Origin of the sequence: Litchfieldia salsa (genome assembly GCF_900104555.1) — a bacterium.
Lineage (GTDB): Bacteria > Bacillota > Bacilli > Bacillales > Bacillaceae_L > Litchfieldia > Litchfieldia salsa.
Genome location: NZ_FNJU01000005.1, coordinates 218,426 through 235,339, shown reverse-complemented (window position 1 = coordinate 235,339; position 16,914 = coordinate 218,426). Strand labels below are relative to the sequence as shown.

15 protein-coding genes are annotated in these 16,914 nt (G+C 35.4%); 8 read left to right on the top strand and 7 right to left on the bottom strand.

The genetic code is table 11. The annotated features are described in order from the left end of the window. Both BLQ56_RS12530 and BLQ56_RS12525 read right to left on the bottom strand, forming a co-directional pair. A complete protein-coding gene (locus BLQ56_RS12530; protein WP_090854642.1) occupies positions 1–1,083 on the bottom strand; it encodes a YheC/YheD family endospore coat-associated protein in 1,083 nt (360 codons plus the stop codon). Positions 1,084–1,089: 6 nt separating this feature from the next. Continuing rightward, positions 1,090–2,457 (bottom strand): YheC/YheD family endospore coat-associated protein, encoded by a 1,368-nt coding sequence (locus BLQ56_RS12525; RefSeq protein WP_090854640.1) that lies wholly within the window; start codon positions 2,455–2,457, stop codon positions 1,090–1,092. Positions 2,458–2,588: 131 nt separating this feature from the next. Between BLQ56_RS12525 and BLQ56_RS12520 the strand changes: the two genes are divergently transcribed. From BLQ56_RS12520 to BLQ56_RS12505, 4 genes are all read left to right on the top strand, one after another. Beyond that, the gene (locus BLQ56_RS12520; RefSeq protein WP_090854637.1) at positions 2,589–3,722 is read left to right on the top strand and encodes a DUF445 domain-containing protein; all 1,134 of its coding nucleotides are present in this window, start codon (positions 2,589–2,591) and stop codon (positions 3,720–3,722) included. Positions 3,723–4,566: 844 nt separating this feature from the next. Further along, positions 4,567–4,920: a YlbF/YmcA family competence regulator gene (locus BLQ56_RS12515; RefSeq protein ID WP_090854635.1), complete on the top strand. Its 354-nt coding sequence runs from the start codon at positions 4,567–4,569 to the stop codon at positions 4,918–4,920. Between the two features lie 327 nt (positions 4,921–5,247). Further along, positions 5,248–6,111 (top strand): Cof-type HAD-IIB family hydrolase, encoded by an 864-nt coding sequence (locus tag BLQ56_RS12510; protein WP_090854632.1) that lies wholly within the window; start codon positions 5,248–5,250, stop codon positions 6,109–6,111. 479 nt (positions 6,112–6,590) lie between these two features. Further along, on the top strand, positions 6,591–7,106 hold the full coding sequence (locus BLQ56_RS12505) for a GNAT family N-acetyltransferase (protein WP_090854630.1): 516 nt from the start codon (positions 6,591–6,593) through the stop codon (positions 7,104–7,106). A gap of 54 nt (positions 7,107–7,160) precedes the next feature. Here BLQ56_RS12505 and tatC read toward each other — a convergent pair whose 3' ends face one another. The 5 genes from tatC to BLQ56_RS12480 all read right to left on the bottom strand — a co-directional run bounded on the left by tatC (position 7,161) and on the right by BLQ56_RS12480 (position 11,583). After that, positions 7,161–7,889: a twin-arginine translocase subunit TatC gene (gene tatC / locus BLQ56_RS12500; protein ID WP_090854627.1), complete on the bottom strand. Its 729-nt coding sequence runs from the start codon at positions 7,887–7,889 to the stop codon at positions 7,161–7,163. A gap of 70 nt (positions 7,890–7,959) precedes the next feature. Then, complete coding sequence (locus BLQ56_RS12495; protein ID WP_090854625.1) at positions 7,960–8,187, bottom strand: twin-arginine translocase TatA/TatE family subunit; 228 nt, start codon at positions 8,185–8,187, stop codon at positions 7,960–7,962. A 28-nt stretch (positions 8,188–8,215) separates the two neighbouring features. Then, positions 8,216–9,649 carry an alkaline phosphatase PhoX gene (locus BLQ56_RS12490; RefSeq protein WP_090854619.1) on the bottom strand — a complete coding sequence of 478 codons (1,434 nt, stop codon included), beginning with the start codon at positions 9,647–9,649 and terminating at the stop codon, positions 8,216–8,218. 352 nt (positions 9,650–10,001) lie between these two features. Then, a complete protein-coding gene (locus tag BLQ56_RS12485) occupies positions 10,002–10,574 on the bottom strand; it encodes a hypothetical protein (RefSeq protein WP_090854616.1) in 573 nt (190 codons plus the stop codon). Between the two features lie 52 nt (positions 10,575–10,626). Further along, positions 10,627–11,583, bottom strand: a complete 957-nt coding sequence (locus BLQ56_RS12480) for a calcium/sodium antiporter (RefSeq protein WP_090854611.1) — start codon at positions 11,581–11,583, stop codon at positions 10,627–10,629. Positions 11,584–11,748: 165 nt separating this feature from the next. Here BLQ56_RS12480 and BLQ56_RS12475 point away from each other — a divergent pair, with 165 nt between their 5' ends. The 4 genes from BLQ56_RS12475 to BLQ56_RS12460 all read left to right on the top strand — a co-directional run bounded on the left by BLQ56_RS12475 (position 11,749) and on the right by BLQ56_RS12460 (position 16,870). Beyond that, the gene (locus BLQ56_RS12475; RefSeq protein WP_090854608.1) at positions 11,749–13,257 is read left to right on the top strand and encodes a coproporphyrinogen III oxidase; all 1,509 of its coding nucleotides are present in this window, start codon (positions 11,749–11,751) and stop codon (positions 13,255–13,257) included. 265 nt (positions 13,258–13,522) lie between these two features. Next, a complete protein-coding gene (locus BLQ56_RS12470; protein WP_090854605.1) occupies positions 13,523–14,566 on the top strand; it encodes an aldose epimerase family protein in 1,044 nt (347 codons plus the stop codon). A 158-nt stretch (positions 14,567–14,724) separates the two neighbouring features. Next, a complete protein-coding gene (locus BLQ56_RS12465) occupies positions 14,725–15,624 on the top strand; it encodes an ABC transporter ATP-binding protein (protein WP_090854602.1) in 900 nt (299 codons plus the stop codon). Then, on the top strand, positions 15,617–16,870 hold the full coding sequence (locus BLQ56_RS12460; RefSeq protein WP_090854600.1) for an ABC transporter permease: 1,254 nt from the start codon (positions 15,617–15,619) through the stop codon (positions 16,868–16,870). Before BLQ56_RS12465 ends, BLQ56_RS12460 begins: the two co-directional genes overlap by 8 nt. The last annotated feature ends 44 nt before the right edge of the window (positions 16,871–16,914 follow it).

Sequence of the window (16,914 nt, the reverse complement as noted above, 5' to 3'; positions counted from 1 at the left end):
TCAACTCCCATTTGTCTTAATTGATTGTTCTGAAAGGTATAAACAATAGAGAAGTGGTGCTTGATAAATTTCTTCTGTCTTATTTGGACTGGTGCTTAAGACAACTTTTCTACCAGGCTTTGAGTTCGTATCAAGTATCCAAACCGACCCATCACTGGCCAAACCAAGATCAATACCTAATTCAAATAACCGTTGAACCTTGGTTTCTAATACGTTAGGGAGCTTGCTAATAATGGTATTTATATTTTCGTTTAATAAGTAAAGCTCACTTTGGGAGAGACCCTTTGACCACTCTTCAAAAGGAATAACTTCTCCTCCACTTCCAATATTGGATATTAAAAAGTTTTTTCCACCTTTTCTAATGCCTCGACCTATTTCTTGCCACTGACCATCCTTATTTTTTTGTACTAATATTCGGAGATCAAAGGGGAAATCCTGAGAATCTTGAATAGGAAGGAATGGCTGGCAAAGAAATGATTGAGTTTGTAGAAGTCTATCCAAGTAATCGGTTATTGACTTTTTCGTAGAAAAGAACTTTTTAATCAGATTTTTACGTTGATGAGTAACTACCCTAATCCCTTCTTTTTCCAAGAACAAGCCGATGATTCCTTTTCCCATTGATCCACTAATAGGCTTTAAAATGATTTTTTTTTCCTTTGCCAAGTAACTCAATATCTTTTGGCTTGATGTCGCCTTCTTTGTGTGTGGAAGATAAAATGTTAGATCTTTATCTTGTTTCAGTGTTTGATATATTTCTAATTTATTTGGGAGACCATAACCGATAAATGTTGTACTAGGATTTAACTTTAACCAGTTCATAATGGGCTGGGCTTTTTTTGATAATGGGTCGTTCCCATAAAAACAACGGTCATAAAGAAATTCCGGTAGTGAAAAGGTATCTTGTTTCCATTGTTCTTCCTGTTGATCATAGACTTGACCATGTATGAGCTGTGAACCAGGTTCGATATTAGTTGGAGTAAAACGGTAAACGATTATTCCATATTGCTTTGCGCGTTTTGCTATTTCAGTAATATACGTAATTTCTTGTGCAGGGTGGACAGTAATGAATCCTAACGATACCAATGATGATCACTCCTCGGGGTAATTTGCTAAATATAAACAGTGCTTGATAATTGCTTTTGCACTCGGTCTAATTTTGGAAGAAAAGCGTTTTGGGTCTTGGTCCTTTGAAGGTTTCGTATTAACTTCAATTAACCAAGGTTTTCCCTCCTTATCAAGAGCTAAATCAATCCCTAACTCGCCAAAGAAGCCAGGTATTGATGAGTCTATTAATGAGGCAATCTCTGTTGCTAATTCACTCATCAATTTTTTGATTTGTCGTATGTCCTTTTCTAAAAAGGACTCTTTTAGTACTTCTTCAATTTTCTTAACTTCTCCACCTCTGGAAAGATTTGAAACAAAATCATCTTTTGCTGAAACACGTGCTACGATTGAGGTGATTTTCCAGTCATTCTTTTCAGCCTTTTGACATAGAAAGCGAAAATCCAATGGTCTTCCCTGATACGAAAACAATGGTATACCTTGTTGTATAATATAACCTTGCTTATTTAGCCTAGTTCTTAATGAAAGGAACAAGGAATGGATCGTATCATATTTTGTCTCCATCTCTTTTGCAAAGGTTGTATAATCAAGTTCATAGGAACCATCATCCAACACGTTAATTTTAAATATCTTTCTGCCTTGACTACCGTGAATTGGTTTTATGAATACGTAAGAGTGTTTGGCAAGCATTTCTTCTAAGACTTGTTTATTAAGGAGCAAGTTCGTTTCAGGTACATAAGGTGATAGATGCTCTTCTTTTTCTAACACTTCATGAACTTCCCATTTATTGAGAAAGTGATCATTATAATAGGGGATTTCTAGTTCAGTTAATTTTGTTGAAAACTGCTTAAATAGCTCGGATTTTTCTCTTTTTCTCGAATGAATTCGATTATGGACAACATGAGGGTTAGGTACGGTACTTTTTTTCCAAGATCCTTGTTGAAAAATATATCCTACATTTTCATGGAAAAGTGTAAGACCAGTTAAATAAAAAAGTATACCTAAACGTTCGCAATATGTGGCCAACTCCTCACAGTATCCTTCTATTGAGCCAAGTGAAATCACACCTTTGCTTTCACGAATTTCAGTTACAACACACAAAATAGGCCCAAGGGAAAACGTATGGTTGCCAATTTGAGCGAATGTGATGGAGAATGATTCATGTGGTAATGAAAGTTTTTTTAATAAAGATAGGCTACAATATATAATTGGTTCACTTTCTTTTATACTTACGGTCTGAACTTCCTGACTATTCCTCCCACAATAAAGATTAATGGGTTGACCTTGTTCAATTTTAAATAGCGAGGTGACAGGACCACTAATTTTAATCGTATGTGGTGTAGGAAACAGTTCGTCAGACTCAGCTCTGATTTCAATTTGGATTTTTTTAGTCATTCAGATACCCTCATTTGCTGACAAGTTAAACAATCTTTATAATTAATAAATAGGCGAATGCTGATATCGTATCGTATGAACATTAACCCATATTTGTGAGAATTATTTAGAGATTTGAAAGGTTGATAAAAATGGAAGGTTTACTTGTAGTATTATTTATGACAGTGATTGGAGCAGTTATCGGGGGATTTACAAATTCATTAGCCATTAAAATGTTGTTTAGACCGTATAATCCTATCTATGTCTTTGGAAAAAAACTCCCATTTACACCAGGATTGATTCCGAAGAGAAGAGATGAACTTGCTAACCAACTTGGTAAGATGGTTGTTGAACACTTACTAACTCCAGAGAGTATTAAACATAAATTATTAGATCCACAGTTTAAGGATGCCCTGGAAAAATGGGCTCGGGATGAGCTTGACAAATTTCTTACCTCAAAGAGCTCGGTAAATGAATTTGTAAATAAATTTGGAATCGAAGATGTAGGTGGAAAAACAGAAGAAAAACTTATTAGGCTAGTTGAATCAAAATATATTGATTGGATGATTAGTCTTCAAGAAAATAAACTTAAGGTTGTGTTACCGCCACATTTTCAAGAAAACGTCTCCTCAAAAATTCCAATACTAGCATCTTATATTACTGAAAAAGGTGAAGAATACTTTGCTAGTGAAGAGGGAAAGCAAAGACTAGGGATAATGATTGATGATTTCTTTGCAAGTAGAAAAATGCTTGGTAATATGGTTCAAATGTTTTTAGGACAGCAAAGCCTAATTGATAAAATTCAGCCAGAGATATTGAAATTCATTAATAGTCCAGGTACAAGCAATCTTTTAACGCAGCTTATTGAGAAGGAATGGGATAAGATACAAGAATGGACAGTTGGAGATTTAGAAGAAAGAGTAGGAAGAGATGTTATTCTTTCTGGTATAAAATCGTCTGTGCTCAAGGTATTCCCAATCAAAGAGTATGCTAATAAACCAATACATGAATTGCTCGGGTTATATAATACAGCGATTATGAGTAGTGCACCAAAGCTAGTTGATATTTCATTAACGTTAATATCTAATCGAATTGATGAAATGATGAGAGTACTTCGTGTTGAAGAAATAGTGAAACAGCAGGTAGAGTCTTTTTCGGTTGAGCGTTTAGAGGAAATGGTCCTTTCAATTTCACGAAGAGAATTTAAAATGATCACCTTTTTAGGGGCTTTTCTTGGAGGTCTAATTGGTGTGATTCAAGGATTGATTGTGCTTTTTATTAATTGAGCCGTTGGCTAGATATAAAGTTGGGTTGATACTAAAGGACAATTTTAACCCTCGCTTATTGTTTATGGGGGGATCTTATCGGACAGAATCTAGTCTTGGGAAGTGAGTTATGTCTGATAGAGGCATCCTATTGGACAGAATCTATGCTAAGTTCATGAGTTATTTCCGATAGAGGCATCCTATTGGACAGAATCTAGTCTTGGGAAGTGAGTTATGTTCGATAGAGGCATCCTATTGGACAGAATCTAGTCTTGGGAAGTGGGTTATGTCCGATAGAGGCATCCTATTGGACAGAATCTAGTCTTGGGAAGTGAGTTATGTCCGATAGAGGCATCCTATTGGACAAAATCTAGTCTTGGGAAGTAAGTTATGTCCGATAGAGGCATCCTATTGGACAAAATCTAATCTTGGGAAGTAAGTTATGTCCGATAGAGGCATCCTATTGGACAAAATCTAGTCTTGGGAAGTGAGTTATGTCCGATAGAGACATCCTATTGGACAAAATCTATGCTCAGTTCATGAGTTATGTCCGATAGAGGTATCCTATTGGACAGAATCTATGCTCAATCCATGAGTTATGTCTAATAGAGGCATTTTATTGGACAGAATCTATGCTCAGTCCATGAGTTATGTCTGATAGAGACATCCTATTGGACAAAATCAGCACAAATATGCTGAAGTCTTGTACTAGGAGAGATCCCTTACAATGTTTACAGTCTAGTTAAAGATATTTAGTAACCCATCTAGAAAGAAAAAAGGTCTTTAGCTGAATTTTGTTAAATACTCTGTTATAGTTGGGGAGTATCCAATTTATAATGGAAATGAATGTTAGGAGGAAGATACAATGGCAGTTAATTTATATGATGTAGCCTATGATCTTGAAAAAGCGATTCGTGAAAGTGATGAGTTTAAATCACTACAACAAAGTTATTCTGAGGTTAACACAGATCCTGCTGCGAAAACAATGTTTGAAAATTTCCGTGATGTTCAAATGCAGCTTCAGCAAAAACAAATGATGGGTGAAGAAATTTCCCAAGAAGAAGTAGAGAAAGCACAGCAAATGGTTGGTTTAGTGCAACAACATGCTTCTATTTCAAAGCTGATGGAAAACGAACAACGTATGAGTATGTTAATTGGAGAATTAAATAAAATCATTATGAAGCCTTTAGAGGAACTATACGGAAGTATGGAACAGTAATACATATAAGGCTGTACAAAGTGCCAGGCACCACTAAGTTGTGGTGCCTGGCACTTTTCTGTTCCAAAGGTAAGATAGAATAAAATTTCGAACTTAGTTTTGGTGTCTAGCTCCAGCGCCTACCCCTCGGGGTCATAAGTCGAATCACTACGGAAAACAAGATTTCCTGCGTGATTCGCCTTATGCCTGCCTGAGGCTGACCAAGGCGCTTGCGCTTTTCTTAAAATAGAAATTTTTAATTCGTAACCAGTCTGCTGTTCTATTGATGTATATATGTTCATATCCATAGTTAAGGGCAAGCTACATCACAGACAAGGGGGACTTCAGTTGAGTTACAAATTACTTGCAATTAATATCGATGGTACGTTATTACGTCCTAATGGTCGTATTCAGAGTGGAACAAAGGAAGCGATTGAATATGTTCAAAATAAGGGAGTCTATGTAACCTTAGTAACCAATAGGCACTTTTTATCTGCTAAAAAAGTGGCAAAAGCATTAAAGTTAGACTCATTGTTAATTACCCATAGTGGGGCCTTTATTAGCTCAAACTTGGATGAACCTATGATGGAAAAAAGATTCTCTGAGGAAAGAGCCTTTAACTTGGTTCAAATTCTGGAGAACTATAAATGTAATATTCGTTTAGTTCATGAGAGATTCTCAGTCGGAAACCGTCTTAGAATGCCAAGGAATTTAATTTCCAAAGCTGTATTCGGTTCAGGTGATCCATTATTTTATCCAATGCAATTCGTTACTTCCTTAGGTGATTATTTAAGAGATAATCCATTAGATCCTCAAAAGATAGAGGTGTACTTTGGAAATGAATCTGAACTTGAGCAAGCCGTTCAATTATTAAAGGAGAATTTTCATGATTTAAAGTTAAATAAAATTGATAACCGCAAGCTTGAGATTGTCCCAAAAGGTGTTTCAAAGATTAACGGGTTAAAGAATTTATGTAATCATGTTGGAATCCCATTAGAGCAAACTGTAGCAATTGGTGATTCAATGGATGATCAGGAAATGATTGAATCAGTTGGACTTGGTGTTGCGATGTGGAATGCTCCAAATGAATTAAAGAAAGCGGCAGATTGGGTAACTAGATCAAATAATCAGCACGGTGTTTCTTATATGATTAAAGAGCATTTTAGGAAGCAACAACGAATTGAGTTTCTTAGAAAGATTAAGATAGAATAATAATCATTCACCTTTTGTTAGTTAATACTTAGCCAAATAAAACAACCATCGCATACCAATTGGATATTGATTGGTATGCTATTTTTATTGTGTTAGGAGGTGAAAACAGATAGACATAGACATATAACTGAAATGGTAGTTACAAGCAGGCTGAATACACGTAGACTCCTGCGGGACCAGTGGCCAAAGTGATACACCAAAGGAGATTCAGCGACGAGGAGGCTCACTGGTCACCCGCCGGACGCGGAGTGTATTCGCCTGCGGCTTTAAAAGCAACAATCTATACGAAAACAGCCTAATACAATATGGAATATAGCCTGTATTAAGAAAATTTCTTTCAAATAGGAGGAATTAGTAACGATCAATAGAATTTATAAAATCATTATTAGTTTAGAGATTCTTTCACCTAGATGTTATTATCCTTTTATACTTCGACTGTATAAAGGCAATTAAGAGTATCAGCTTATGGGGGAAACCAAATGAACATATCGACTGAAAGATTAATAGTACGTAATTTTCAACATGATGATTGGGAAAGTGTCTATGAATATACTAATGATGCTACTGTTATGAAATATATACCTGAAGGTATTTTTTCTAAGGAAAGTGCACAGGAATTTGTAACTGAAAATATTGGTGAAAAGGCGAAGCACTTCCCTGTGTTATTAAAGACAGATCAGACTTTGATTGGTCATATTGTCTTCCATAAGGTTTTTGGAGATCATACATATGAAATTGGTTGGGTGTTTAATCCGAAATATTATAATAAAGGATATGCATCTGAAGCTGCACGTTCAGTTTTGAAGTATGGATTTGAGACTTTGAAATTACATAGAATTATTGCAACCTGTCAGCCTGAAAACATTGCATCATATCGAATTATGGAAAAGGTGGGAATGAGAAGAGAAGGACTTTTTAAGAAGTGTATTCCACGAGGAGACGATTGGTGGGATGAGTATTTCTATGCAATCTTAGAAGAAGAGTGGACCGTCTAAACGAAAGGGAGAATGAGCCAAATTTCAAATTTGGCTCATTCTATTTTCTCCTTCTTATGCAACAGCAGCAGCTTCTGAAGAAACTCGTTTTTTATAAACGACCTTGCTAAGAGAAATACTTATTTCATACAAGATGAACAAAGGGATGATGACTAATACATCCGAAATTAAGTCAGGTGGTGTAATTAATACAGAGATGGCAACAAGCAAGAAGTATGCAATCTTCCTTCCTTTTATAAGTTTTTGTGGAGTTACAATCCCTAGTCTAGTAAGGAACATGACAACTGCTGGCATCTCGAACAAAAACCCGAATGGGAGTGTTAGGTGAAGCATGAATTGGAAATACTTTTCTGCTGTGAAGAAGGTTTGAAATTGATCTCCAGCTATTTCAAGTAAAAAAGAGAGCACTAGTGGAAAAAGAACAAAGTAACCAAATGAAATACCTATTATAAATAAAATAAATAATCCTGGAATAAACATTAGGGTTGCTCGTTGTTCTTCATTTGATAAAGCAGGTTTTATGAAACTCCAAACTTGATAGGCAGCTATAGGTATCGTAAAGGCAACTGCAAATACACTAGCAATGACCATATAAACCCATAGAATATCCCCTGGACCTAGTAAGGCTAGTTTTCCATCTAAATCTCTTACTAAATAATGATAGAGATCTCCAACAAAAACTAAAGATCCTATCAAAGCTACTATAAAAGTAAGTAATGTAATAATAAGTCTTTTGCGTAATTCTGCTAAATGGTCAGTAAGTTGCATGGTTTCTTTTTCCATTTAGAGACCCTCCTTTCAATAGAAAAGATAGATGTAAGTAGGATTAGGCCTACCTACATCTATCTGTTAGTTAGCTTCCTGTTTTTTTGTTAGCTTGATCAATTGTGTGCAAGGTACTTTTTTCTTCTGTTTTCTGTGGGTTATCATCACCACTAACTAATTCACGTGTTGCTTTTTTAAATTCTTTTAAAGTTGTACCGAATGCTCGTCCTATTTCAGGTAGTTTTGAAGGACCAAATATAATAAGAGCTAGGACTAATAATAGAATTAGACCAGGAATTCCAATGTTTTGAAGCATGTTTGAACCTCCTTATGATGTGAGATGATTATAGATTTATACCGTGGCGCTCAAATGCTGCCGCTTCTAACACGGACATCCCCTGCGCTTCTGCGACCTTAGCTGTTTGTTCCGAAATTTGTGGTGCAAGATTTTTTGGTGCAGCAAAAGACATTTCCCTTGCACGTGCTGCGTTTCTGCGTGCGAACGGTCCCCAAATAGCAAATGTCTTACCAGGACTTTGAATGTTAACAAAAAGTGTGTTTCCATCTGGTGAGAATGTTGGACCTGCCAGTTCAGAATTGCTTAAACGGTTGGCAGCAAAAGGATAAACATTGCCTTCTGGAGTTATACCCATAATGCGATCTTGCCCAGAACCATCTTCTGCATACCACAAATCACCCCAAGGAGTACAGCAGATATTATCAGGATATTCCATTTGTTGTGCATCATTTCCTTCATAGAAAAGCTCCAGCGTATTAGTGTGAGGCACATAACGATAAACTCGTCCAAGTTTCTTGTCACCAGCAGAGGTATCATCAAACCAGAATACACCTTCTTGGAAAAATGCTCCCTCAAGTCTTGAGAACTTAATACAGTTTTGAGCATCAGCTTCTTCACGACACCAATGAGGATCTACTTGCTTCCATACAATCTTAAATGTTTGTCCTGTCTTAAATGTACTTGCTGCTGGATCTGTTACTGCTTCAATTGCTGCAGCATAAAGCGTGCCGCCTTTTTGTAACGAACCTGTTGTTTGACTAACATCATTAGGGATAAAGCGGTACAAATAACTTGGACTTGCATCTTCAGTTAGATATACATAGCCTGTTGAAGGATCGATTGCACAAGCCTCGTGAGCGAAACGTCCCATCTCCTTGATTGGAGTTTTTGATAACTCGTTTTCCGGTTGTTGAGGATCTACTTCAAAAACATATCCATGACCCTCTGAACGGTTTTCTTCGCAAGTTAGCCAAGTACCCCAAGGTGTTGCTCCACCAGCACAATTTCGAATTGTACCTGAAGAGGTAACATATTCTTTAATTACTTCGCGATTTGCTCCTACTACTAGAGCTGTTGTACCACCTTTAGCATTCGCATCATAAGGGTTTTTTCCAAATGCTGGACCTCCTGATAATTCATGATTACGAACAAGAACCGTTGTATTGTTAGGCCCTTCAAATGCCGCCATTCCATCAAAAGCTCCAGGGATTAGACTTCCATCTGTCATCAGGTTGCCTTCTCTGGAAATAATCTTGTAATGGAAGCCTCTTGGAAGATCAAGGATTCCATTTGGATCTGGAACTAGAGGACCATAACCGCCAAAACCGCTAGTTGGATTATTTCCTTTACCAGCTGCTAGAGCAGTAGCTTGTCCACCTACAGATAAAAGACCTGTAGTACCTAAAGTCAGTGCAAGTGTACTCATTCCACCAACCTTTAAAAAATCTCTTCTGTTTAAACCGTTCTTTTCCTTTTCCATTGATTTGCCTCCTGAAATTAAATAGTTTACTAGTACTAGGTTGTTGTAAAAAGAATTAAAGTCAATCTATTGAATAGGATAAAAAATGAAGATTAATTGCAAATGAATACACTATTAAAATAGTGTTAATATTAAAAATAGTTATATAGATGGACTTATATAAAAATAAGAAGGAGGGATAGTTGTAAGAAATAGTCATGATTACTTACATCGAGTAATCAAATTGGAATCTGTAACCCAAATATCTAGGTAAAATGGGAGGGATGAAGAGTAGATTATATTCGTTTTTTGGAAAATCTTTATTAATTTCTTGTATAGTTTGTAATAATTATATTAAGTTATGGGCCGATTATTAGGACTGTATGTCATCTGCTGACAGAACATCTACAATTTGGAGGAAATCCTCTGAAAAAATACAATATAAATCTGTAACATTGTTGTGTTGTTTAGTGCTTCGGATTATAAAACCCTCGTATCCTTGAGTTAAAAGAGATTTGCGAAATTTCATATTTGCTTCTTCTTTATTTAAAAGGATTGCTTTATCCTTCCAGGTAAGATTTCTTTTATTTGCTCCTAAATAATCACAATATTTGTCACGTTCCTGCATAAATAAATCAAGTGAATCCACTGAATCCACTGAATCCGATTGGTAAACCTTGAGATTTGGCTCATTAATAAAAACCTTATATACAAAACCATGAACTTTTTTATCAATTTGAACTACTTTAGGTTCTCCGTCTTCCCAAAACTCCGTATCTGATTTTTCGAACACTGTTTCAGTTCCGATTGCATAGGGTTTTGCCGAATGCATATCAGAAGTGAACCAGTATCCAATTGTATTTAGATCATTTTTTATATGTTGAAGGGCAATCATATCTTTATTAAAATGATTAAATTCTCTTATAAACCCATAAAAAATGATCATAATTTTACTGTCCTCCATTGGATTGATAAATGTTAATTATGTTCTGTTACATCTAATTTCGTAAAATAATAAAGGTGACGTAAATAATATAAATAATGGCTAGAATTACACCTTCTATCTTTGATATCTTGTGTTGGGTTCTTGATAGGATTAGTAATAAAAATGTTACAAAGATCATAAGCCAAATATCCATGAATATTTTTGGATCAACAGCTAATGGATGGATAGTAGCTGAAGCGCCTAAGATAAAAAAGATATTGAATATATTACTCCCAACAATATTACCTAAAGCAATTTCAGTCTGTTTCTTTAAGGCTGCCGTAATAGAAGTTACCAACTCAGGCAATGATGTGCCTACAGCGACTATAGTTAAACCAACAAGTGTTTCACTCATTCCAAGTGAAAGAGCTATATCGATACTATTCTCAACTACAAGACTACCTCCAAACACGATGCCTGCCAGACCACCAATAGTGAATATAAGGTTTTTTATCCATGATACATTAATCGTGTCAGTGGGAACCTCTTCTTGCGTATTTCGATTATTCCTTGCCATCTCAAATACATAGTATAGAAATATTACAAAGAAAAGTAGTAGAAGGATACCTTCAGTTCTCGTTATCAAATTCACCTCTGAGAATTGAAGTTGTACATCACTAATTAGGATTAGTAACGAAATGGCTCCCAACAAAGCAAATGGGATTTCCTTTCGTATTGTATCGCTCTGAACAGCCAGTGGGAAAACGATGGCTGTGGCTCCTAAAATGAAGGTTGTATTAAAAATGTTGCTTCCAACGACATTTCCAATAGCTACATCACTGTTTCCTTCGAGAGCTGCAATAAAACTGACTGATGCTTCCGGTGCACTCGTACCAAAGGCTACAATTGTCAAGCCTATTAACATTGGTGAAACCCTCAAAGTTTGTGCTATTGTTGAAGCCCCTTCTACAAAGTAATCAGCTCCTTTAATTAAAAGAGCAAATCCTACTAACAACAAGAGATAAGTCATTTATAAACCCCTTTCTATACTTCTTTTGTAATTGTTTGACATTTACTTAAAAAGTATACGTCAAGCTTAAGAGAGTGAGTTGGTTTTGGTGTGATTTTCTTTCCATTGATAAACAAGTTGATATTAAGTACACTATAAAGAGCTTATTTATGAAAAGGTGATAATGTGAAGATCATTGTAAAGGGTCTAAGTGATGAACGCTTCTTAAGACCACTAGGTGCAATAACGAATTTATTTTTTGAAGATAGTGAAACAACATTTGATACGTCGATAAATGGTGATATAACAGTTGAGATTGGGTATTCAGTAGAAGATAAACTAATTAAGGCCTATGCAAAAATCGAAGATGGGGATAACGTTTTTGAGGAAGGCATTGAGAAAGAAGTCCTTTCATATTCAAATTTAAAAGAACTGTTCACACAGGAAAAAAGAGCTGTTTCACATGTGTTTGTTTCGGTTTTACAGAAACAAACAGGTGTTATTCAACAATGGGGATTTTTAACTGGTGTAAGACCCACTAAGTTGTTGCATAAAATGCTTCTTAATGGTGATTCAAAGGACACGGCACATGAAAAGCTTAGAGAACAATATTTAATCAGTTCAGAGAAAATTGAACTTATGCAAAGAATCGTTGATCGTCAGTTAACGATGATCCCTGACTTATACGAATTGAAGAATGAAGTAAGTATCTACATTGGAATTCCATTTTGCCCTACTAAGTGTGCCTATTGTACGTTTCCTGCTTATGCCATCAATGGTAAGCAAGGTTCTGTAGATTCATTTTTAGGTGGGTTGCATTATGAAATACGTGAAATTGGTAGTTGGCTAAAAGACAATGGAATCAACATCACGACTGTTTATTATGGTGGTGGAACACCGACTAGTATCTCTGCTGAGGAAATGGACATGCTTTATGAGGAAATGGTTCAATCATTTCCTAACGTGGAGAAAATAAGAGAAATTACTGTCGAGGCAGGAAGACCTGATACAATCACACCGGAAAAATTAGATGTATTGAATAAATGGAACATTGATCGAATTAGTATAAATCCTCAATCTTATATTCAAGAGACATTAAAAGCGATAGGTCGTCATCATACTGTGGAAGAAACGATTGAGAAATTTCATCTAGCAAGAAGTATGGGTATGAACAATATTAATATGGATTTAATTATCGGATTGCCAGGCGAAGGTGTGGAAGAGTTTGACTACACTCTATCAGAAACGAAAAAGTTAATGCCAGAGTCTTTAACAGTCCATACTCTATCTTTCAAACGGGCCTCTGAAATGACAAAAAATAAACAAAAATATAAAGTTGCTGATCGAGATGAAATCACGCAAATGATGAATCATGCGACATCCTGGACAGAAGAACATGGATATGTTCCATACTATTTATATCGTATGAAAAATATTTTGGGTAATCTTGAAAATGTAGGTTATTCATTGCCTGGTCAAGAAAGCATCTATAATATTATGATCATGGAAGAGCAACAATCTATTATTGGATTAGGCTGCGGTGCGGCAAGTAAATTTGTTGATCCTAGTAGTGGAAAGATTACGCAATTTGCAAATCCTAAAGAACCTAAGGCATATAATGAAAATTATATCCATTATACAAATGAGAAAATTAAAATCTTAAATGAACTATTTTCATCCAAGATTACACATTAACAAATTACTAACATAACTGTAATCCTAAAAACAAGTAGGAAACGTTAGCGTATCCTACTTGTTTTTATAAATGTTAATGATTTATTATTTTGTTAAGGAAATTTCAAAAGATATGTTTCATTTATGTGGAAAAATCGGTAAAATGTAATCATTGGAAGAAGCCTTTCAAAGAATTAATAGGATTATATCTCTTTTGATAGTAAACGCTTACTCAAGAGTCATTAAGTTTAATTTTATAAAAAGCAGAAAGAAGGTTGATTAACAAATGAATGTATCACAAAGAAACTATGGAGAATTGAACGGAGAAACAGTGTTTGAATACACTTTAAAGAATAACAATGGTATGGAGCTGTCTTGTATTAACTTTGGATGTGTAATAACTAATATTAAGACACCAGACCGTGATGGGAATATTGAAAACGTTGTATTAGGGTTTGATACTTTTGAAGAATATAAGAAAAACCCTACTTTTTTCGGTGCTGTGTGTGGCCGAGTTGCAGGGCGTATAAGCGGTGCTGAATTTGAATTAGAAGCTACAACCTACACATTAGCGAAGAACGATGGAAATAATCATTTACATGGTGGAGAACAAGGTTATAGCCATGTTCTTTGGAATTCTGCTGTATTTGAAAGTGCAGATGAAGCAGGTGTTGAATTTTATTATACAAGTCCTGATCAAGAAGAGGGCTATCCTGGAACATTAAGTCTAAAAGTCGTTTATACACTGAATAACCAAAATGAACTTCTTATTTCTTATCAAGGTACTACTGATAAAACAACCCTGGTTAATCTTACTAATCACACTTATTTTAATTTAAGTGGAGATAGTAAACGTAGTATTGCTGAGCATGTATTAACGATGAAAAGTGATCAGTTTATTGAACTAAATGACGAATTAATGCCAACAGGTGAATTAATTGATGTAAAGGATACAACATTTGATTTCCGTCAAGGTAGACAAATTAAGGATGGAATTGAAGCAACATATGCGCAAAATATACTTGCAGGTAATGGGTATGATCATCCATTCTTATTATCCCAAAATCATGATCAAGAAATTGTCTTAGTAGATGAAACGAGCGGAAGAAAACTTACCATTGAAACGGATGAGCCTTGTGTAGTTTTATATACTGGAAATCAGCTAGAAGGCAATTTCCATCTCCCAGGAGTAGCGTCTACAAAACATTATGGTCTATGCCTTGAAACTCAAGGACCGCCTGATTCAATTCATCAACCACATTTTTCTTCTTGTGTAGTAGAAAAAGGGAAAGAATATCGCACTCAGACAAAGTTTATTTTTTCTACATAAACTAAATTGAATGAACGAACCGACCAAATCCCAAGATTTGGTCTTTATTTATTCCAGTTTCCTATTATAGGTGCTTAGTTTAAGTTAATTTGAAATATATGAATCTTTTATAACATCCAACACGTAGTGTCTATTGGAATAAATGGGAGGTAAAAAATATGACATTGAGAATAAAGAATGTGACCAAGAAGTTTGGCTCTTTTATTGCAGTTGATCACTTATCAATTGAAATACCAGAAAAAGAGATGTTTGGATTTTTAGGGGCAAATGGAGCTGGGAAAACCACAACGTTTAGGATGATTCTTGGTCTGCTTCATCCATCAGGTGGAGAGATTACTTGGCAAGAGAAGCCAATTAACTATGAAACAAGTCATCTAGTTGGTTATCTACCAGAAGAGCGTGGACTCTATCCAAAACTTAAGGTAGTAGATCAACTTGTTTATTTAGCAAGATTAAGAGGGATGGATAAAAAATCCATTATTAAGGAGATGCATTACTGGTTAGAACGATTTAATGTACCGGAATACGCAAATAAGAAGGTAGAAGAACTTTCTAAGGGAAATCAACAGAAAATCCAATTTATCGCGTCAGTCATTCACAAACCAAAGCTTCTAATATTAGATGAGCCATTTAGTGGACTTGATCCTGTTAATGTTGAATTATTAAAGGATGCCGTTCTTCAACTGAAGAATAATGGAACCTCAATTGTGTTTTCGAGCCACAGAATGGAGCATGTTGAAGAGTTATGTGACCAGCTATGCATCATGCATCACGGGAAACCAATTGTTCACGGATCACTTAAAGAAATTAAGCGCTCATTTGGACGGAAGAATGTTATCATACATGCTGACTTTGATTTATCAGAGATTAAAGACATTCAAGGTGTAACAAAGGTGAAGGAAACAGCAGAAGGGTTAATTCTTCAAATTGAAAATGAAGAGATTGCTCAGGATCTGTTCAAAGCAATCTCAAATAAAGGATTTGTGCGCAAATTTGTTCTAGAAGAACCATCATTAAATGATATCTTCATCGAAAAGGTGGGTGCATCATATGAATAAGTTCTGGATTATTCTATGGCATACTTATTGGGCAAAATTAAGAACGAAATCGTTTATCATTACAACCATTATTACTTCATTGATTGTTGTAGGACTAACAAACATTGAAAATATAATTAATACATTTGATCAAAATGATCAAAAAGAAAAGATAGCCGTTTTGGATGAAACCGGTGAATTATATCCAGCCTTTGAACAGCAATTGTCCATGATTAATACACAATTACTTCTTGAGGAAGTTAAAATGGAAGAACAAGAGTTAGAGGACAAGGTTATTAATGGAGATTACACGGGTTACTTGAAAATTAGTTTAGATCAAGAGCAATTGCCTCAGGGGATATATAAGGCTATGACTGTGACTGATACTCAAGTTTCATCACAGCTTCAACAAGGTCTGCAATCGTTGAAGGTTGCAATTGCCACTGAGAGCTTAGGCATTACTTCAGAGCAATTAGATACATTGTTCTCACCTGTTAAGATGGAACAGGTTGCTTTAGAGCAGAATGCCAAAACAGAGGAAGAATTAAATCAGGCAAGAGGACTTGTCTACATTCTTTTATTTATCATTTATATGGCTGTAATCATGTATGCTAGTATGATTGCAATGGAAGTGGCGACAGAAAAGTCCTCACGGGTTATGGAAATTTTAATTTCTAGTGTGTCTCCGGTGAAACAAATGTTTGGAAAGATTCTTGGTATTGGCTTACTGAGCATTACCCAATTCGCAGTTATTCTATTAGTTGGATATACGTCCCTTAAACAGAATTTAAATAGTCTAGAAGGTGGGATGTTTGAATTCTTTGGATTTGGACAATTACCTGTAGCAACCTTTGTGTATGCGATTATCTTCTTTCTCTTAGGCTACTTTCTATTTGCGACTCTTGCCGCATTTCTTGGTTCACTAGTAAGTAGAATTGAAGATGTACAGCAAATGATTACACCAATGACTCTCTTAATTGTAGGAGCATTTATGATTGCCATGTTTGGGTTGAGTAATCCAGATTCTACATTTGTGACGGTTACATCGTTTATACCATTCTTCACTCCTATGATCATGTTTTTACGAGTAGGAATGTTAAATATTCCTTTCTGGGAAATTGGATTGGGTATTGGGTTGCTTGTTTTAACGATTACAGCATTAGCCATTTTCGGTGCAAGTGTCTATCGTGGTGGGGTATTGATGTATGGAAAAAGCTCATCCTTCAAGGATATAATAAAAGCCATTCAATTATCTAAATCAAAATAGCTTGGAAAATATCTTTATTGATTATTCAATATTAAAGCTCAGAG